The organism is Kitasatospora sp. NPDC059722 (assembly GCF_042733235.1).
In the GTDB taxonomy this organism is placed as follows: Bacteria; Actinomycetota; Actinomycetes; order Streptomycetales; family Streptomycetaceae; genus Kitasatospora.
Window position 1 is genome coordinate 84,442 of record NZ_JBHWGD010000009.1, and the last position, 19,647, is coordinate 104,088.

At 67.6% G+C, this 19,647-nt stretch carries 12 protein-coding genes; 7 read left to right on the forward strand and 5 right to left on the reverse strand.

What is annotated here, in order from left to right; genetic code table 11:
• The first annotated feature begins 320 nt into the window (after nucleotides 1–320).
• Nucleotides 321–7,469, forward strand: a complete 7,149-nt coding sequence (locus ACFV4F_RS08000) for a polymorphic toxin-type HINT domain-containing protein (RefSeq protein WP_380500907.1) — start codon at nucleotides 321–323, stop codon at nucleotides 7,467–7,469.
• 686 nt (nucleotides 7,470–8,155) lie between these two features.
• On the opposite strand, the gene ACFV4F_RS08005 is transcribed toward ACFV4F_RS08000, so the two are convergent.
• Genes ACFV4F_RS08005 through ACFV4F_RS08015 form a run of 3 tightly spaced genes read right to left on the reverse strand, consistent with a single transcriptional unit; the run spans nucleotide 8,156 to nucleotide 11,342 of the window.
• Complete coding sequence (locus ACFV4F_RS08005; RefSeq protein WP_380500909.1) at nucleotides 8,156–9,481, reverse strand: tyrosine-type recombinase/integrase; 1,326 nt, start codon at nucleotides 9,479–9,481, stop codon at nucleotides 8,156–8,158.
• The gene (locus ACFV4F_RS08010; RefSeq protein ID WP_380500911.1) at nucleotides 9,481–9,666 is read right to left on the reverse strand and encodes a helix-turn-helix domain-containing protein; all 186 of its coding nucleotides are present in this window, start codon (nucleotides 9,664–9,666) and stop codon (nucleotides 9,481–9,483) included. Before ACFV4F_RS08010 ends, ACFV4F_RS08005 begins: the two co-directional genes overlap by 1 nt.
• Complete coding sequence (locus ACFV4F_RS08015; RefSeq protein WP_380500913.1) at nucleotides 9,663–11,342, reverse strand: replication initiator; 1,680 nt, start codon at nucleotides 11,340–11,342, stop codon at nucleotides 9,663–9,665. The genes ACFV4F_RS08010 and ACFV4F_RS08015 overlap by 4 nt, the downstream gene beginning before the upstream one ends.
• 352 nt (nucleotides 11,343–11,694) lie before the next feature.
• On the opposite strand from ACFV4F_RS08015, the gene ACFV4F_RS08020 reads away from it, so the two are divergent.
• The 3 genes from ACFV4F_RS08020 to ACFV4F_RS08030 all read left to right on the forward strand — a co-directional run bounded on the left by ACFV4F_RS08020 (nucleotide 11,695) and on the right by ACFV4F_RS08030 (nucleotide 12,879).
• Nucleotides 11,695–12,090, forward strand: a complete 396-nt coding sequence (locus ACFV4F_RS08020) for a winged helix-turn-helix domain-containing protein (RefSeq protein WP_380500915.1) — start codon at nucleotides 11,695–11,697, stop codon at nucleotides 12,088–12,090.
• Between the two features lie 182 nt (nucleotides 12,091–12,272).
• Nucleotides 12,273–12,569: a hypothetical protein gene (locus tag ACFV4F_RS08025; protein ID WP_380500917.1), complete on the forward strand. Its 297-nt coding sequence runs from the start codon at nucleotides 12,273–12,275 to the stop codon at nucleotides 12,567–12,569.
• The gene (locus ACFV4F_RS08030; protein WP_380500919.1) at nucleotides 12,562–12,879 is read left to right on the forward strand and encodes a hypothetical protein; all 318 of its coding nucleotides are present in this window, start codon (nucleotides 12,562–12,564) and stop codon (nucleotides 12,877–12,879) included. The genes ACFV4F_RS08025 and ACFV4F_RS08030 overlap by 8 nt, the downstream gene beginning before the upstream one ends.
• Nucleotides 12,880–13,429: 550 nt before the next feature.
• Here ACFV4F_RS08030 and ACFV4F_RS08035 read toward each other — a convergent pair.
• Complete coding sequence (locus tag ACFV4F_RS08035) at nucleotides 13,430–14,632, reverse strand: helix-turn-helix transcriptional regulator (protein WP_380500921.1); 1,203 nt, start codon at nucleotides 14,630–14,632, stop codon at nucleotides 13,430–13,432.
• 109 nt (nucleotides 14,633–14,741) lie between these two features.
• Between ACFV4F_RS08035 and ACFV4F_RS08040 the strand changes: the two genes are divergently transcribed.
• The gene (locus ACFV4F_RS08040) at nucleotides 14,742–15,110 is read left to right on the forward strand and encodes a hypothetical protein (protein WP_380500923.1); all 369 of its coding nucleotides are present in this window, start codon (nucleotides 14,742–14,744) and stop codon (nucleotides 15,108–15,110) included.
• A 68-nt stretch (nucleotides 15,111–15,178) separates the two neighbouring features.
• Nucleotides 15,179–15,430: a hypothetical protein gene (locus ACFV4F_RS08045; protein ID WP_380500925.1), complete on the forward strand. Its 252-nt coding sequence runs from the start codon at nucleotides 15,179–15,181 to the stop codon at nucleotides 15,428–15,430.
• Between the two features lie 2,157 nt (nucleotides 15,431–17,587).
• On the opposite strand, the gene ACFV4F_RS08050 is transcribed toward ACFV4F_RS08045, so the two are convergent.
• The gene (locus ACFV4F_RS08050) at nucleotides 17,588–18,394 is read right to left on the reverse strand and encodes an exodeoxyribonuclease III (protein WP_380500927.1); all 807 of its coding nucleotides are present in this window, start codon (nucleotides 18,392–18,394) and stop codon (nucleotides 17,588–17,590) included.
• A gap of 291 nt (nucleotides 18,395–18,685) precedes the next feature.
• Here ACFV4F_RS08050 and ACFV4F_RS08055 point away from each other — a divergent pair, with 291 nt between their 5' ends.
• A complete protein-coding gene (locus tag ACFV4F_RS08055; protein WP_380442310.1) occupies nucleotides 18,686–19,474 on the forward strand; it encodes a GntR family transcriptional regulator in 789 nt (262 codons plus the stop codon).
• Nucleotides 19,475–19,647: the final 173 nt, after the last annotated feature.

A 19,647-nucleotide genomic window follows, 5' to 3' on the forward strand; every position in this document is an offset into this window, starting at 1 on the left:
CTGACCTGCCGATAGGTCAAACCGTTTGGCATCTTGCATAGGTATGTCTGGATACGGACGGATCGAGACATCAAGACTTTATAAAGATCTCATGGAGGTGCTTGAACGCCCTCAGGGCGTGTCAGAGCCTGCACGTATCGTCACATCGACCATGAGACGGCGTGCTTACTTGCCGCCATGTCGACAACAAACGAGGAGATGTGACGATGGTTTGGCCTGCCCGTAAACGGGCCGGGAGACCAGCAGGTGGCCGGTGGCGGTCGCCTGCTGTGGCGGCGACAGTCGCCCTGACATTGACAGGCCTGACTGTTCCGCCGGCCGTGGCGTGGACCTACCCCGAGCCGAAGGGCAAGGTCTGGACCCCTCCCCACACACCCCTGGGCGACGGAACGGTCTCGGTCGCGGGGCAAGATGTCCAGATATCGGCGTCCAAGCCGGTGGTCAAGGCTCCTGTTTGGACGCCGGAGCCCGCAGCGCCGCTGGTGACCGGCACTGCGACAGTGACGGTAGGGGCTGATAGCGCTGAGGCCGAGGCTGCCCGCAGGGCGACCGGTGGTGCCTCGCCTGCTTCCAGCGGCGCGAACGGTTCAAGGGCCGGGACGCTGGCCGTCACCGTTGCTCCCACTACTGGCAAGGGGGAGAGCGCGCGCACGGTCACAGTTCAGGTGACCGGACAGGACAAGGGCAAGGCTGCCGGCGTCACCGGCCCGCTCATCGCCGTGGCCGATGCCGAGGCGGGTGCCGGTGGCAGCGGGCGTTCTGCGAGCGTCACCCTGGACCTGAAGGCACTGCAGGCCGCCGGATGGTCCGACCGGGCAGTCCTCGTCGCCCTGCCGTCTTGTGCGTTGACCTCGCCGGACGTGCCGGAGTGCCGCACACAGACCCCAGTCCCGGCGAACGCCGACGGGCGCGGCAAGATCACTGCTGACGTCACCATGCCCAGCGCATCGACCCCCCATCAGGGGCAGAACGGCGCGGTGAAGGCCTCCTTCACAGTGGCGGCGCCAGCGCAGCCGGTGGCAGACCCTGGTGCGGGAGGTAGCGGCGGGTCGGTTGTGCTCGCTGCGGCACCGTCGCCGAACGGTGCTATGGGCAACTACACGGCGACGTCCCTCTCTTCGTCGTCGGCCTGGACCGCCGGGTCCGGCACGGGCAACTTCACTTACAGTTACCCGATTCAGGTGCCGCCCGCGCTCGGCGGTGCGGCTCCGGCTGTGGCGCTCGGCTACAACTCGGCCGATGTGGACGGCAAGACGTCCGCGGTCAATGCACAGCCGTCGTGGGTCGGTGACGGCTGGGGTTACGAGCCTGGCTACATCGAACGGTCCTACCGCAGTTGCGACGCGGCAGGGATCACCGGTTCTGCCGACGCATGCTGGGGCGGGCAGAACGCCAGCCTCTCCCTTGCCGGACGCTCCGGAGCCATCGTTCGCGACGACGCGACACGTACCTGGCACCTCGAAGGTGACGATGGCGCCAAGGTCGAGCAACTCACTGGGGCGCCCAAGGCCGCAGGTGACGTCGATTACCAGGGCATGGAGTACTGGCGGATCACCACGCCCGACGGCGTCCAGTACTACTTCGGGCTCAACCATCTGCCGGGAGGTGACGGCAGTGATCCGGCCGCGAACTCCGTTCTCACCACGCCGGTGTACTCGCCGAACAACGGCGACCCCTGCTACAACTCTGGCAGTGGGAATAACTCCTGGTGTCAGATGGCCTGGCGCTGGCAGCTCGACTACGTCGTCGACACCCACGGCAATCTGATCACGTACAAGTACGCCACCGAGGGAAACAAGTACCAGCGCGGCAAGGTCCAGAGCGGCTCCAACGGCACGCTCACCGACTACCAGCGGGCCGGCTATCTCAAGGAGATCGGCTACGGCCAGCGCCTGGACGACCAGAAGGCAGCCAAGGGCGGCGCCAACCCGGCAGCCAAGATCCTCTTCGCCGTTGCCGAGCGCTGTACCCCCAACGCCACCACTGACTGCTCCGAAGGCCAGCGGACCACGGCCAACGCCGACTCTTGGCCGGACACGCCCGTTGACCAGATCTGCACCGACAGCTCCTGCGTGAACTCGGCACCCACCTTCTTCACCACCAAGCGCCTGACCACCATCAGCACCCAGGTTCTCGTCAACTCCGCCTACCGCACCGTCGACACCTGGAACCTCAACCAGGAACTCGCCGACCCCGGTGACGGAACCAAGCGCCTCCTGCAGCTCGACTCCGTCCAGCGCGTGCCGAGCAACGGCCAGGCAGAGATCAAGAACCTGCCCCCGGCGCAGTTCCAGTACAAGATGAGGGCCAACCGCATCGACGGAGTCGTCCCGGCCTCGCCGTGGTTCATGCGCCCGCGCATTCAGGGAATCACGACCGAGACGGGCGCGCGGATCAACGTCCTTTACACCGATCCCGAGTGCTCCCGCGTCAACAACCGCATGCCGGCATCCGAGGACAACAACTCGATGGCCTGCATGCCCGTCAAGTGGTACCTGCCCAACCAGTCCTCAGCGGACCCGGTTAACGACTGGTTCGACAAGCCCCTCGTCAAGAGCGTCGTTGAGCAGGACCTCGTCAGCACCCCCGCGATCGCCAAGACCACCGAGTACACCTACAGCGGTGGCGCAGCCTGGCACCGCAACGACGGCGAGTTCACCGACCCCAGGACCCGCAGCTGGAACCAGTTCCGCGGCTACCAGTCCGTGACCACGACCACTGGCATCGGTGCCGGGAGCGAAGCCCCCAAGACCCAGCAGCGTGTCACCTACCTGCGGGGCATGGCCGGCGACTATCTCGCCGACGGCAAGACCCTACGCACCGTCCCCGACGTTCCCAGCCCCCTCGGCGGCAGCGTCCCTGACAGTGCCCAACTCGCCGGCCGCGTTGTAGCCACAGAGGTCTTCGACCAGGCTGGTGGGACAGTGACGGCCATCTCGGGAGCCACCTACAACGGGCAGCAGACCTCAGCGACCCACGCCCAGAGCGCCGGCGCGCCGAAGATCTACGCCTGGAGGCCTGACTCCGAGACCACGGCGATCACCAAGTCCAGGCTGGCCGACGGGACGTGGCGTACGACAACGAAGGTCACGACCACGGAGCCGGCCAACGGCAACCGTGCCATCAAGGTCGACGACAAGGGCGACGGTACCGCCGCCACTCCCGAGACCTGCGCGACCACCAGCTACGCGGTCAGTGACAACCCGCAACTGCTGACGCTGGTCTCGGAGAAGATCACCTACCAGGGTGCCTGCTCCGGCAAGGCCACCTCGGCCACCACCCTGTCCGGCAGCCACACGATCTACGACGGCAAGCCTTTCGGCCGGGCCGGCACGACGGGGGACGGATCCAGCTCCCAGGCACTCGACCACTTCGACCAGGCCGGAAACGCCGTCTACACCCAGGTCGGTAACGCGACCTTCGACGTGTATGGCCGAGGCCTGACCAACGCGACCACCGATGGGACCACTTACAACGCCGCAGGCGCGCAGCTGAGCGGACCGTCGGTCACTCCTGCGGTAACCAAGGTCCTGCCTACCCCGGCCGATGGTGCGCTCCCGACCCAGGTACAGGCCGTGGGTCCCATGGGCGCGGGCTGGACCACGATGGTCACGCAGGATCCGGCGCGCGGGTCGACACTGAGCAGCACTGATGCCAACGGCCGCGTCATCACGCAGCAGTACGACGCACTCGGTCGGCTCACCGCTGTCTGGATGCCGGACCGCCCGACGGCGAAGCTCCCGAGCCGAAGGTTCACTTACGGGGTCAAGGGCAGTTCGGCACCGTCCACGGTCAAGACCGAGACGCTCAACGACGACGCGGCCACGTATTCGGTGAACATCGACATTTACGATGGCCTGGGCCGTCCGCGTCAAAACCAGCGAACGAGCGACGCCCGACCGACCGGTCGCCTGATCACCGATACCGTCTACGACACGCACGGTTGGGCGATCAAGACTTCCTCCGCGTACTACGAGGGGAAGTCGTTCCCCACCGAGTCGATCTTCATGCCTGCAGCCGACGGCCAGGTACCGGGCCAGACCTGGAACACCTACGACGGCAACGGACGCGTCGTGCGAGCGGAGTTCCGCTCCTACGGCAACCTCCAGTGGGCCGCCACCAGCGCCTACCCGGGAGCGGACCGGACCGACACCACCCCGCCCAGCGGTGGCACGCCGAGCTCGACCATGACTGACGCTCGTGGAAACCCCACTGCGCTGTGGCAGTACCGCACGCCCAACGCGACGGGCAATAGCGCCGACGCGGACGTCACCAGCTACACCTATTCACCGATCGGCCAGCCCACTGGCCGCACCGACAGCAGCGGCAACACCTGGGCCAACACCTACGACCTGCGCGGACGGCAGATCTCCGCGTCCGATCCGGACACCGGTGTCTCGCAGAGTTTCTACGACGCCAACTCGCGCATCGATCACACCGTCGACGCCAAGGGCAACACCCTTGCCTACACCTACGACCTGCTCGGTCGGAAGACCGGCATGTTCAACGGGAGCGTGGCGCCGACGAACCAACTGGCCTCCTGGGTCTACGACACCCTCGCCAAGGGCCAGCCCACCTCCTCTACCCGCTACGTGGGCGGATCGAGCGGAGCGGCCTACACCAAGGCCGTCACGGGCTACGACACCGCCTACCGGCCGCTCGGGGCCTCCGTCATCATCCCGTCCGTCGAAGGGGCGCTCGCCGGTACCTACACCACCACCAACACCTATAGCCCGGTCCTCGGCGCGCTGACGCAGAGCAGCATTCCCGCGGCCGGAGGACTCCCAGCTGAGTCCGCCACTTACGCCCGAACCACTACGGGCCTCCTGTTCTCCATCGCGAGCCTCGACCAGAGCATCGTCCAGCAGGTCGACTACGACGCCCTCGCCCGGCCCGTGCGGACCACGGCCGGCGACTACGGCACACAGGTCGTCTCCACACAGCAATACGACTGGGCCACCGGACGGGTCATCAACTCCTTCGTGGACCGCCAGGTCGGCACGGTCTCCATCGACCAGACCAGCTACACCTACACCCCGTCCGGGCGGATCACGTCCGTTGCCAACATCCAGGACGCCTCGGCAACCGACACCCAGTGCTTCACCTACGACTACCTGGGCCGGCTGACCAATGCCTGGACCGACACCGGCGGCACCTCCACCACCGCCGACTGGACCGACTCGGCCGGCACCAAGCACGGCACCGGTAGCTCTACCACCGTCCCCGGCATCGGCGGCTGCAACAACGTCAGCGGCCCAGCCACCGTCAACCCCGGCGGCCGCACCATCGGCGGCCCGGTGCCGTACTGGAACACTTACAGCTACGACGCCACCGGAAACCGCACCGGCCTCATCCAGCACGACATCACCGGCAACAGCCTCAACGACACCACCACCACCCAGACCTTCGGAACCGCGAAGAGCACCAACACCCCCACCAGCGCGTCCAAGACCGGCGGCGGAACCGGCGGGCCCCACGCCCTGCTCACTTCCACCACCACCGGACCCGCAGGCACCAAGGCTGTCGGCTACCAGTACGACGCCAAGGGCCGAACCACGGCCATCACCGACACCAGCGGCACCACCACCCTGTCCTGGAACGGCGAGGACAAGCTCGACACCCTCACCAAGACCGGCCAGGCCGACGCCACGACCTACCTCTACGACGCCGACGGCAACCAGCTTCTCCGCCGAAACCCCGGCAAGACCACGCTCAACCTGCCCACCGACGAACTCACTCTCGACACGTCCAGCGGCTCGACGAACAACGTCCGCTCCTTTGCCGCGCCCGGCGGCCTGACCTACACCAGGGTCACCGCAGCCATCGGCGGCGGCACCGTCCTGATCCAAGCGGCCGACCCGCACGGCACCAACGGTGTCCAGGTCAACACGGACGCGAACCAGACCGTCACCCGGCGACCCACCGATCCTTTCGGTAACCCCCGCGGGGCCCAGCCCACCGTGTCGGCGTGGGCCGGCACCAAGGGCTTCGTCGGCGGCAGCAAGGACGACACCACCGGCCTCACCAACCTCGGAGCACGCCAGTACGACCCCACCACCGGACGCTTCATCAGCCCGGACCCGATCCTCGACACCACCAACCCCCAGCAGTGGAACGGCTACGCCTACAGCACCAACGATCCCGTAAACCTCTCTGACCCGACGGGCCTTAGGCCAGATCCGTCCTGTGATCTATCTGGCTGCGCTCGTTTGCCGGTCGACCTTGGGCCCCTCGAAGGTGATCACGGGAACACAGGAAATAAGGGTTACGGATCATTCGACTGCAGGAACGACAACTCATGTCCTTCCCTGGAAGAACGTACTATGCGCTCTTTCCTGAAGACGGCAGGAATGGCCCAGCATCAGGAACCGGTCAGAATCGCGTCCACCGCTGAGCAGGTCCGTGTAAGCATCAAGTACAACTCGGGTCAGAGCTCCGTCGACTGGGCGGCACTGCGGATGTGGCAGTATGGCGCAACTGAGGAAGAAGCCGACTTCTTCCGAGCCAACTACTGCCTCTATATCGACTGCGGCCTCGAAGGGCAAGTGACCGGGCACGGCGCCATCGGTGCCCCACTTGAGACGCCCTTCGGACCGTCCCCGGCTGAGAAGGCGGCCAATGCAGTCGCCGGGTCGATGATGGGCCTCGCTGCCAGAGGCGGCAGGCCGGGAGAGCTCGGAGGCCTCTCTGGGAGCGCGCGCGCACGTCTGTGTCAGAGCTTCGTTGCGGGAACCCTCGTTGTCATGGCCGACGGCCAGCAGACGCCAATCGAACAAATCAAGGTCGGGGACCAAGTTCTTGCAACGAATCCTCAAACGGGAGAAACCGGCTACAAGGCCGTAGCGGCTGTCGTGGTGACACCTAATGACGAGGACTTCACCGACCTGTCGTTCCAGGGGGCACTGGCCTCGGGTGCATCAGAGCAGGCTCAGGGCCGAACGCTGACCACTACCTGGCACCACCCCTTCTGGAGCCTTACCAACGGACGCTGGACCGAAGCCAGTGAGCTTAGGGCGGGTGAAGAACTCCGAAATTCCGACGGAGCTTCGGTCACCGTAGCGGGCGTACGGAACTATCATCAGGAGGTTGTCACCTACAACCTCACAGTCTCCGACCTCCACACGTACTATGTACTCGCTGGTACCATGCCAGTGCTTGTGCATAATTCGAGCTGCGGCATTCCGACAAAGACAGACAGGATTGCCGAGCATCTCACTTTCAGGGATCTGGATGCCGCTCAACGCGAACTCGGTGGCGAGGTTGTTGCGCGAAAGGCTGATGGAACTCCTTGGGACCATGTTGGGGAGGTTCGAGACGCTCAGAAGGGTCTCCTGAATCGCATTCACCAGATCAAGGTGCAGATGTCAAAGGCAGGGGTTGATGACCCGAGCTTCCCATCACTGCAGGACGAACTCAGCCAGGCAAGCAAACTGCTCGACTACTCAGAGAAATATGTCCCGAGGCACTGATGGCAGATTTTAGAGACATGCTCAGTAAAGCGAAATCTGGGACGCTGAGCGCTAGAGAGCTCGGCGTTGCCGTGGAGGCAATTTCTAAGGGCCGGACAAGTCAGGGAGACCTGTATACAGCGTTGCACGTGGTTGGACTAGCGGGTTCCTCTGCCCAAGCGGAGGCTGTCAGGCAGTATCTCCGTATGCCTGCGGATCCAATGCTGTCCCGCCTTGCCTTGCAGGTACTTGGTGACTACTGGGGGATGTCTTCTGAGCTCCTCCCTGAGCTCCGCAGCTTCCTGGCTGGAGTCGATTGGGATGTTGATGGCGATGTTCGAGATATCGCCATTTCCATCACTGGCAGGCACCTTCGAAAGGCAGGCGGGCCGACGGACTTGGCGAAAAGTTTGATGGATATCGCCGACGATGAAAGCGAGTTCGGTCTTGTGCGAGAGGCCGCCTTGCGGGCCTTGGCCACCGGACTTGGGGATTCGCTTCTCGAAACGTCATCTCCTGCCGTCCGAGTGCGCGTTGGATCTGCACAGGCTGTCGACGTCCTAGCCCGTGCAAGAAAAAGCTATGCCCGGCATTAGCTGGCATCAGGGAATGTAATTCCATGATTTGAGCGGCAAGAAGCCCCGCCAGGACCGTGGTGGTCCTGGCGGGGCTTCTTGCCGTCTTGACGGCAGTAGTTGACGGCAACGTCAACGGACGGTGATTGCACAAAGCGGCGGTTCGTCACCATCGTCGGGCTCGGCGACGGGCTTGGTGGGGTCACGGAGGGCGTTGCCGAGGAGGTCGATGGCCTGCCTCTGCAGGCGGAGCCGGACGTGGGCGTACACCGTCGCGGTCACGCCGATGTGGGCGTGACCGAGGAGTTCCTTGATGACGACGAGTTCGACGCCCTGCTCCAGGAGCAGGGTTGCTGCCGAGTGCCGAAGATCATGAAAGCGGATGCGGCGGAGCCTGGCCCGGCGGAGCAGGGCAGTGAAGTGCCGGGTGAGGGTGGCTCCCTCGATCGGGGCACCGTCGGGCCGGGTGAACACGTAGCCGCTGTCCTTCCAGTCCGCCCCCGCCGCTTGGCGTTCCTGGCGCTGCCGGTCGCGGTGCTGTTCGAGGGAGCGCAGGCATGGGGTGGGCAGGGCGATCCGCCGTTCCGAGCTCTGGGTCTTGGTTGGCAGAGCGGTCAGGCCGCTGGAATTGGTGCGCTGCAAGGTGCGGCGGATGCTGGCGGTCCCGCCGGCCAGGTCGAGGTCCTCCCAGCGCAGGCCGAGGAGTTCGCCCTTGCGCAGTCCGGTCCGAAGGGCGACTTCGAACAGCGCGCTCAGCCGGTGACCGCTCGTCGCGGTCAGGAACACGCGCGCCTCCTCGGCGGTGAGGGGTTCAAAGCGGCGCGGGCGGGGTGTGCCCATGCGGACGTTCCTGGCGACGTTGCGGGGGATCTCCTCCTCCCGGACGGCGTGCTCCAGGGCGGACTTGAGCACGGAGTGCACGTAGGCCAGCGTCAGCGGCGAGAGCCGCTTGCCGCAGCACTTGCCGACCGCGCAGCACTGGGGCTGGTCGCGGGCGGTGTCGAGGCCACGTGCGCAGCACTGGCAGGTGGTGCGGAGTTGGTCGAGCCAGGTGCGGACGTCCTTGGCGGTGAGCTTGGAGAGCTTCTTCTTGCCGAGGTCGGGGATGAGGTAGAGGCGGGTGCAAGCGGTGTAGCGGGTGTGAGTGTTCTCGCGGAGGCGGTGGACAGCGACGGTCTCCAGCCAGTAGGTGAGGAACGCTGCGACGCTGCCCTGCGCGGAGGGGGTGGGGACCCCGCGGTTGCTGGTGGCGATCTTCTCGGTGAGCTTCGTCAATGCCTCCTTGCGGGTGATGCCGTAGACGCGGACGCGCTTGCGGGTGTCGCCGACGGCCAGGACGTATCCGGCGGCTTCCCAGCGTCCGTCCTTGCGTTGGTAGACGGTGCCGTCGCCGTTGGCGCGGACCCTGCGCGAGCCGGTACCGGGAGTGGAGGCGGGGTTGGTGTTGGGGGTGGTCATCAGGCTGCCTCTTCGAGGTGGTGGTGGATGAGGGCGGTCAGGGCGTGGGCGGGGATGCGGCGGGAGCGGCCGATGGTGATCGAGGCGAGCTGCCGGGTGCGGATGAGGTCGTAGACGGTGGAGCGGCTGATCTTGAGTCGGGCCATGACCTGGGGGACGGTGAGGAGTTCGGGGTCGGGGTTCACGCGCTGGCCTCCGTCTGGACGGGGGCGGTCAGCGGGCCGGTGGAGTGACCGGCTCGGTCATCGGCGCGTCGCGCCTGCCGGGGGTGGGCTGTTTGCTCGGGCCGGGGCTGTGGTGCAGCGGCGAGGAGGTCTGTGAGGTGGACGAGTTCGGGCAGGAGGCCGCTTCCGGCGTACTGCCAGTGCGAGATCACCAGGGTCGTGTCCGCGCCAATGCGCCGCCCGCCCTGCGTGCGGTGACCGCTGCGGTGACCGGCGTTGGGGTCGGTGTGACCGGCGGTCAGGGCAGCGCGGTCACTGCGGTCACTGTGCCGGTCAGTGACCGGCTGGCTCTGACCAGGCCACTCTTGGGCGTCGTCTTGGCGGGCGCGCCAGGTGGTGCGTTCGGCTCGGAGGTGGGTGAGGGTGGTGGAGTAGTGGCGGGTGCGGGTGGAGAAGTGGCCTCGGAAGCCGAGCATGTGGGCCCACTGGCGCAGGCGGAGGTGGGTGTGCTCGGGCCGGGTGCCGAGGTGCCAGGCGGTGTGGATCATGCGGCGGGCGTGGTCGGTGAGGTCGTGCTGGGCGAGTTCGGCCAGGAAGCGGAGTCGGCGGTCGAGGGTGCCGGTGGTGGTTTCGGCGCCCTTGGTGGCGTACTTGGCGATGTAGGCGGCTACGTGGCGGTCGGTGACGGGGGCGTCGCCGGTGAAGTCGGTGCTGCGGATCGCGCGGACGTCGATCTGGTGCCCGAACCAGAACACCGGGGGCTCCAGCAGCTGTGCCCGGTCGGCTCCCCCGGCCCCGGAGAGGCGTTGCTGCTGGACACGGGTGCGCTGGGCGGCGGTACGGACGGCGTGGTCGAGGAGGTCTGTGGTGGCCCAGGTGGGTGGGGTGCTGGTGGGGCCGGTGGGTCCGTCGATGCGGATGACGGTGTGGAAGTGGATCTGGCCGCGCTTTTGGTATTCGGCGACCTTGGCGTAGGAGAGCGTGGCGTGGTGGCGCAGGGTGCGCTGGGTCAGTCCTGCGGCCTTGGCGATCTCGCGGCGCAGGTGGGTGGTGAAGCGGGCCCACAGGGCTGGGGCGTGGGCGTTCCACAGCACCGCGCCTGTGTAGTCGTACCGCTGCGGGTTCAGCGGTGTGCCGAGGAGCGGGTCGCCGTCGGCGTGCCGGGTGCCGCAGGTGCAGGGGGCGGTGCCGGGTTGGTTGTGGACGGGGCCGAAGCCGGGGGCGGTGAGGGTGGCGAAGACGCGGGGGTGGGTGGCGACGGTGGTGGGGACGGTTTTTCCGCCGCGTAGTCCGGCGGCGATGAGCTGGTAGGTGTCGTAGCGGTAGAGGGTGGAGCAGGCGGGGCAGCGGGTGGTGCGGCGGTTGCCGCAGCGCAGCAGGAGTTCGCCGGCGGGCAGGTGGCGGGTGTCGAGGTGGTCGAGGATCTGGCCGGTGGTGGTGTCCAGGCGGGTGCGGTGGCCGGTCATGCGGATCGGGCGGGCGCAGCCGCCCAGTGAGCCGATCTGCCGGGCCAGGGGTGCGAGGTATCCGGCGGCGGCGAGCTTTGCGAGCCTGGCGGTCAGCCGCGCCCGGCGTTCCAGCGCCGAGTTCCTGTGCGTGGATGTGTCGGCGCTGGTGGTGCGCGCCGGTGCGGCGCACGCCGTGCTGGCGGGAGTGGAGGTGGTTGCGGGGGTGGGGAGTTGGAGCTGCGCGGGCATGGGGACAGACCTCCGGCAGGAGTCGGGAGAAGAGGAGAGGCGTTTGAGGGGCGACCCGGGTGATCGGCGCACGTGGGCACGGTGCGCGTGACGGCGGGCGCGGATGGTGGGCCGGGGACGTCTGGCCTGTTCAGCGGTGGTGTTCGCCAGCGGTGCGTGAAGGTAGCATCGCTTCAAGCGCGCATTCAAGTGCATCCCTCCTCATCTATTTCGGTGGCCGGTGGGGACGCGGGTACTGTGGCCCCGGTCTTCCGTTTTGGACGGGCCGGATTTCGGTGGTAGAGGCGCAGAGAAAGCGGGGTGACCTGCGGTGACGGTGGGGCGGCGGGGACGTAGACCGGCGGGCGGCACGGTGCTGCTGACGTTCGAGGTCATCGCCGAGGCCCTGCGGGGGCGGATCCGCTCCGGGGAGCTGAAGCCTGGGGACGCGTTGCCGACGCAGGCCGTTTTGATGGCGGGGTACGGGGCCTCCAGCCTGTCCGTGCAGAAGGCCATGGCCCTGCTGAAGCAGGACGGCTACGCGATCTCCCGCCCCGGCAAGGGAGCCTTCGTCGCCCACCCCGACGCCCGCCTCGACGCCGACGCCGACACCGACACCGGTGACCCGGAGGCAGGGAACCCGCCTGTGGGCGGGACGGCGGCTCGCGTCGAGGCGCTGGAGCTGGCGCTGGCCGAGGCGCTTAAACAGCTCACCGCCCTGCGTGGCCGCGTCGAAGCCCTGGAGCTGAGCGGCAAGCACCGCGATTGACCTGGGGATATCCGCTCGCCGGTCGCTGGATCGGGTGACATTCCCGGCGCTCGGCGCGTCGCGTACGTGACCCGGATAGGGTCGGCTCGGGTCCAGAGCCCCACCGGGACGGCGGCCGTGTCGACGCCTGTGGCGCCGGGGAGGCAGACTGGCCGGGTAGGGGCAGAGACAGGGAGGTGGCCATGTCGGTGCAGTCCGTCCACATGGAAGGCGCGGGCGATCCGGTGCCGCGCAACGCCGAGGGGATCGCTGCGGCGCTGTCCGGGGCGCGGCGGATGGAGTTCTACCGCGAGCTGCTGGCGGCGGCTCCGCAGGAGGCAGAGGCAGTGTTGCGGCACTGGTGGTGTGAGGCGGTGCTTGACGCCGACCAGACCCATGGGGATCAGCTCGCCGCTGCCGCCCTCGCCGGCACGCTGCCCCTGACAAGCGTGGCCGACGCGGTCGAGGCCCGGCGTGCGGCGGGGCTGCCCGTTGAGTGACTCCGGAACTCCGTACGACGACGAGGACGGGGTGGACGACGACGGGTGGCCTTGCTACCTGTCCCCGGAGGTCGAGGCCCTGTTTCAGGACCCGGCCGTGACCGGCGAGGTCTTCAGCGCCATCGTCTCCGCCAGCGTGCTGATCAACACCACGCGCGGCCTGGTGCCCGGCAGCACAGCCTCCGACCGCTGGCCCCAGCAGCGGCGCATCCCACTGGGGTCCGGTGGCTCCCTCGGCGTCGCCGAGTACGTGGTCGTCGCCGACGCCCCCGAACCCCACTGCGTCATCACGCGCGTCCAGCTCTACTGACCGCCCCCACCCCGGCGGGCTCCCAAACCCACCCAGCCAGCCGTGGGTGTGCGTCCAGATTTTCTCTACGAGGTTCAAGTCGGGCCCCGCCCATTGGAGGTGGCCCGACGTCGCCGACCGACCCAGGGTCGGACCGGCCCCGAGGTCTTCACGGGTGTCGGCAGCCAGCGGTCCGCCAGGTCGTGAGCGGGGCTCGACTGGTGCCCGATGGGAGCAAGTTGTGGGATAAGCGCTGCTTACCCCAGCACCGCCCAGGGTCGGAGCAAGTTGTGGGATAAGGACTCCTTGCCCGCGTCGCGGAGCAAGTTGTCGCCTGCGACCGTCCTACGGCCGGATCGCGGGCACAGGGTCGGCCAGAGGTCCGACCCTCCTCTCCCGCCACCGGGCCCGCCGTGGGCAATGTCCGACGCCGCCTCGGCTCCGCAGCGCAGGCTCCCCGCCGACCCGCCGACCGCTCCTGTGCCAAGTAACCAGAGCGTGCGCAAGCCCGCCGAGTGCCGAGACACCCGCAAGCAGCAGTCCGAACTCGACCCCCGCGCGATCGGGACGATCAGGACGCCAGCAGCTCGGCGACTTCGGGGACGTCACGGAATGCCCGCAGCCGATCCAGCACGATCCGTGTGCGCTCCGTGGTGCGTTCGCTGCCGCTCTGCCCCAGGGCGAGCATCCGGCCAGCCGTCCCGGCTGCGGCCTCAGGCTCGTTCGCATCGGCGTAGGCCACGGCCAGCCAGGACAGGTACAGCGCCAACTCCCTCGCGTGACTGGCGTCGTAACGACCCAGGACGTCCGTCAGCAGCGGCACGGCGCGAAGCGGCCGATGCAGCTCGGTGTAGACGCGGGCCTCCATGACCTGGAGTTCCCCGGCGTCCATCCAGTACAGGTACGACGGCGATTCGGTGCCGGCCGAGTCCTGGGCCAGCGCTTCGCCGGCTTCCCCGAGGGCGGTCATCGCCGGGCGGTCCTGCCCGGCGCGGGTTTGGGCCCAGGCCACGCGGTCCAAGTAGAGCGCGCGAGCCTTGGGCGGGGCGTCCGGCCCGGCGCTGTCCAGGGCGGCGCGGGCCAGGTGCACCGCGTCGGTTGCCCGTCCGGTGTTGCTCCACTGGTAGGCCAGCGAGCCCGCGACGTTCCCCGACAGCACCCCGTCCCCCGCCGCACGGGCCGCACTCATGCCGAGCCGGTAGATCCGCTCGGCCTCGGCATGCTCGCCCGCGTCGGAGGCCACCCACCCGGCGATCTGAGACAACTCACCAATGACCCGAAGCAGTTCGCTTCCCACTTCCTCGGTGTGGGTGCCCTCCCGGTAGAGCTTCACCGCTGCCCGCAGCTCCCGCAGGGCGGGGCCGATCAGGTCCTTGCCGTACACCACGTCGTCGGCCAGCCGCAGGCCGTGGACCCGCTGAGCCAGGTCGGCCACCTGCCCAGCCCCGATCCGACGGCCCGTACGGGCGCTCAGCAGGGACAGCGGGTCGCCCGCGGGCAGGAAGTCGGCCACGGTCAGCACACGCGGCGCGGACTCGGGGAGCTGGACTGCCTTCGCCGCTTCCAGCAGCTCGCGGGGAACCTCCAGCACCAGCGCGAGGAAGGGCAGCCACTCGCGCGGGGACCGAGTGCCGATCTCCCAGCGGGACACGTCGTTTCGCGTCGGAGGAACGCGCTCAGGAGCAGCCTCGGCCAGCACCTCTGCCAGCCGCCGCTGGCTCCAACCGCGCGCCAGGCGCAGCCGCCTGACCAGTTCCCCGACCGTCTCCCTCACCTGGCCAGCTTGGCAGACACAGAGGCAGACACGCTGGCTACTCCGCAAGGTTCGCGCCAAAGGGGACCCTGATCAACAGCCACAGCGGAGCCGACCACGGGCGGGCACGATGAACCAGAACAGCAGCCAAGCGGAACGCCTGCCTCGTCGGAGTGCGGAGTCCGCAGGGGAGGGGCCTCGGTTGCTCCCTTGGACCACCCCGGACGGGAACCCCTGCTACCTGAGCACCGACGGCAGGGGCTACCTCTCGACCCTCGCCGACGACATCGAAACCGTGCAGATCGGCATGGGCGAGGAACTGTTGGAGTACGCCCGAGGCGTCCTGGCACCTGGAACGCTCGCGGGGCCAGCCGTCGAATACCGCTGGCTGGCCTGCCGGCTGACCGAGGCCCTGTCGGATGCCCTCAGAATCGCGGACTCACGCGGGCAGCGCATCCCCGCCCCGCAGGAGACGACCGAGGATGCCCGACCTCACTAGCAGTGACGGCCAAGTCCGCCACGTCTCCACGGCAGCAGACCTTCGATACCCGATGAAAGGACACGCTGATGGGCACGACCACCCGCTACCGGTTCCGCGAGTACAGCGTGACCACCGACCCTGACCCCCTGGCGCTGCCGACCTTCGAAGCCGTCTGCATCACCGGCGAAGAACAGGACTGCGGAGCCGCGTCCGGCGAGCTGCACACCCCGGAAGAGCTGACACGCTGGATCGCCGGACACTGCGCGCAGACTGGCCACCAGTCGTACGAGCAGACCACCCGCACCGTCGTCCGCGCCGAGCCCGGAGCATGGCAGTAGGATCACGCGCGCGGCCGACAACAGCACGACTGGTCTATACCTCTGACGGCAGTAGTGACGGCAACAACCACGGACTTCAGCGCACATCTACGGACGCCGACGGACCGTCAAGCCACCGTTGACCTGCGAGAAAGCAGGTAGGGAGGGGTCGCGTAGCACACGTACTATGTGCTTGCAGGCGGTTCGCCGGTACTCGTCCACAACAGTGCGCCTTGCGATGAATGGGCAGTTCCCGGCGTAAAGGAGCTCGACGCAACATGGGAGCGATTGGGGGCACCCACTCGAACGGCATTTGGCAAGGTGGCATGGGGCGGCCAATCTCTCGAAAATGCGAGGATCCTCGAGACGCCCGAACAGGTATCAACAATGGATCAGCTTGGACTCACTAAAGCAGAAGCTAAGATGTGGCGGAACTTCTATCAAAATATAGCCGACAAGTCGGCGGCAAAATGGGATGGTGTAGATCGCTCGAAGCTCAATCCGAGTGCCCAATCCAGGGCGCACTTGCTCCAGTATTATATGGATAATCTTAAGGAGTGAGAAATGCGATTCATTATCGAGTCGGATCGGCCAATCGTGGTGGCTTTCGAGCCAACTGCAGATGAAACTACCCTACGTCCGAGTTCGCCGATCTCCGTAGAATGGCCGGAAGGGGGGGATGACGGAATGGTTGCACTGGAGGCTGGAAAGCTTGTAATCTCCGCTCCGGCTGGCGGGTATACGAGGGCGTGGTATGCCGACGGTACGGAGATCTATGTGGGTCCAGAATCGGGGCCGGACGCGCACTGATATGAGTATCGAATGGCCTTGATATGTCTGCCTTTGGGGAGGATCTGATATGTCGCCGGTGTGCGATCTAAGGCGGCTTTAGCGGTTTATCTTGGATCTGTACGGTGATTAGAAGGTATCATTTCTTGCGATCCGACGCGCAGCTTCTGATCCGTATTGCCTGATGAAAAAGAGAAGGGCTCCGTGGTAATGGTCGCGGAGCCCTTCGGTGATACTTGGGTCTATCGTCTTTGTTGGGTGATGGCTGTTGCGGTTGTGGCCGCAAGAGGGATCCCCTAAGGATTGCTGGAGGTGCCGTAGTGTGCTAGAGAGGATTTGTGCCTAGAATGCGTTGATGATCCATTTGAGCGGAGAGATTCACTGGGCCATTCAGGGCTTGGTGTTTACGTTTGAATTCGGATAGTGGCGGCAGAGGTCTGGATAGCCGGTGACTGTCCAGACCCCCTGGTCGCTGGCGATCGGTGGGCCCGACAGCGCCTACGGCTACGGCGGGGCCGTCGGAGTGATCATCGAGGGGGTGCTCGCGTGCGATATTGGGGGAGACGGCCACGAGGAAGCGGCTGAGCTGGCCATGGGCGCGTGCATCTGGCTCTTTCTCGCGCCCCGCTATCGGGGCGCGGAGCGAGCAATACAGTCCCCATGGCGGCGCGCCGGCAAACGGCTGCGTGCGGCGGCTGGGACGAAGCTCATGCCGGGGGCTACGCTACACATGGCGAGCTGGTAGCCGCTGTGGCGCGCCGACGAGGCACAGACGCCGAATGGCCACTCGAAGACGTACCTCGCAGATCTCGTGCACCGGGTCATTCGCCGGAGCTTCGCCGACGAGTAGCACCCGGACTCGGGTCGCAGAAGGTGCGAGGACATCGCCGCGTCTCTCCTGGCCTTCTGCGACCGGCTCGCATCTGGGACCACATCGTCGGTCGCGACTCCCCAGAGGCATCGGGCAGCCTCACCAGCGAGGCCCTCTTTGCCGCAACGGATCGAGCGATCCGGCGGTCCTACCTGCTGCCGCCCGCAGTCGGCGTGGCGATACGCCGGGCCTTCATCGGCGTCACGTCCAGCGCGGTGGAGCTCAGCGGCCAGCCGTGTCGCCGACAGTATCGGAAGGGCCTGCGCGCTGTCGGTCCCGTGACTCGAGGCGTAGGCGTCAGTGCCGAGCGCGTGTAGCGTCCGGGAAGCCGTGGTATCCCAGACGCGGCGGGGTGGTTCGCTCCGCGGGGCGGGGTATGAATCGCGTTGTCAAAACGGTGCCGGCAGATCAGGTAGTGAGATAGCAGACCGTGTTGTCCTGGTTTGCTGAGGTTGGGCGGCCCCGGCATGGCCGAGGGGCCGCCCGGTTGCTTCTGGTCAACCACCCATGCTTGTCGGTTACTTCCCGTCGAAGTCGAATTCGGCGGTGACGGGCGCATGGTCGCTCCACCGCTCGGCGTGGGTGGCGGCGCGTTCGACGTAGGCCTCGATGGCCTTATCGGCGAGATTCTTGGTGGACACGATTAGGTCGATGCGCCAGCCCGAGTCGTTGTCGAAGGCGCGGCCGCGGTAGGACCACCAGGAGTAGGGGCCGGTGCGGTCGGGGTGGAGGGCGCGGACGACGTCGACGTAGCCGGCCTCGTCGTAGACGCGGGAGAGCCAGGCGCGCTCCTCGGGGAGGAAGCCGGCGGACTTCTGGTTGGCCTTCCAGTTCTTGAGGTCCTCGGGGCGGTGCGCGATGTTCCAGTCGCCGCAGACGACGACCTCGCGGCCGTCGGCGGCGGCGCGGGTGCGCAGGGCGGTGAGGTGGACGAGGAATTCCGCCATGAAGCGTTCCTTTTCGTCCTGGCGCTCGGTGCCGACCTCGCCGGAGGGGAGGTAGAGGCTCGCGACGGTGAGGCCCGGGAGGTCGATTTCCACGTACCTGCCCGAATTGTCGAATTCCTCCGATCCGAATCCGATCGCCGTCCGCTGCGGTTCCGCGCGGGACAGGACGGCGACGCCCGCCCGGCCCTTGGCGACGGACGGGGCCCAGACGGCGTGCCAGCCGTCCAGGTCCCGGAGCTCGACGGGCAGCTGGCCGGGCTCGGAGCGCACCTCCTGCAGGCAGATGACGTCCGCCTCGGTGGCGGCCAGCCACTCGATGAAGCCCTTCTTGGCGGCGGCCCGGATTCCGTTCACGTTCACACTCGTCACCACGATCACCCGGGCAGCCTACCGAGTGGATGCGTACGGCCCGCGCCGTGACGCGCGTCCGGACGTGAATGACGTGAACGCGGCATGAAGTCCCGCGACGGTCGCACCAAGCCGTGCCATTGGTCTTGACCATCTCCGCGAGATGCCCCTAGGGTCGCTTACTGCAAGGACCTTTAATAAAGAAGGACGGATAAAGGCCCGCTCTCCCACCTGCCGCAACAGCGGACAGCGGGCCCGCGATCCGCCCCTCTTCTCAGCCCGCCACTCCGGCCGGGCGGACGCGACAGGGTGGAGGACACGGTGGGGACGACAGGGCAGCTCACGTCGGTACCGGAGCCGAAGTACTGGCACCTGCGCACGGTGCTGCTCCGCGCCATCGACTCGGAGTTCTCCACCGGCCAGGTGCTGCCCAACGAGCGCGAGCTTTCCGCCCGCTTCGGTGTTGCCCGCGCGACGCTGCGCCAGGCGCTCGACCAGCTGGAGCTGGAGGGCCGCCTGGTCCGCCGCCGCGGCATCGGCACCCTGATCGCCGCCCCGCGCGTCGGCGTGCCGGTCAACCGGCAGGAGGAGGGCTGGCCCGGTGCCGGGCGCAGCCAGTCCTGGCGCACGGTGGACTGCACCACCGCCCCGGCCTCCCCGCAGCTCGCCAAGCACCTGGGCATCGCCGAGGGCGCCACCGTGCACACCGTGCGCCGGGTCCGGCTGGTCGAGGGCCGGGCGGTGGCCACCGAGTCGCTGCACGTGCCCGCCTGCGCGCTGCCGCACCTGCCGGGCTTCCGCGCCGAGAGCGACCGCGCCCGTTCGGTGCTGCGCCAGTTGGAGCGCTTGGAGGTCGACGGCGAGTCCCGGGCGGTCGAGCTGGGCGTCGCCGAGGCCGACGAGGCCGTCCTGCTGGAGCGCCCGCCGGGTTCGCCGGTGCTGGTGATGACGACCCAGTACGCCTCGGCCGGCCGCCTGGTGGCGCTGGCCGTCGCGACCTACCGCGCCGACACCTGCAAGCTCACCTTCGGCGAGGCCGGTCTCGTCGAGGTCACCCCGGTCGCGGCCTCCGCCGCCGCCTCGTCTTCCGAGGTGCGCACCGCCTCCTGAACCGTCGGCTCCTGAACCGCCGCCTCCTGAGCCACGGCGGCCCGCGAACCACATCGCACCACCCTCGGACCGCCGCCCCGGGGGCCCCCCCCCCGGGGGGGCGCGGGGGGGGGCGGCCCCCCCCGGGGGGGGACCCCCGGGGGGGGGGCGGCGGCCCGGGGCGCCCGGGCCGG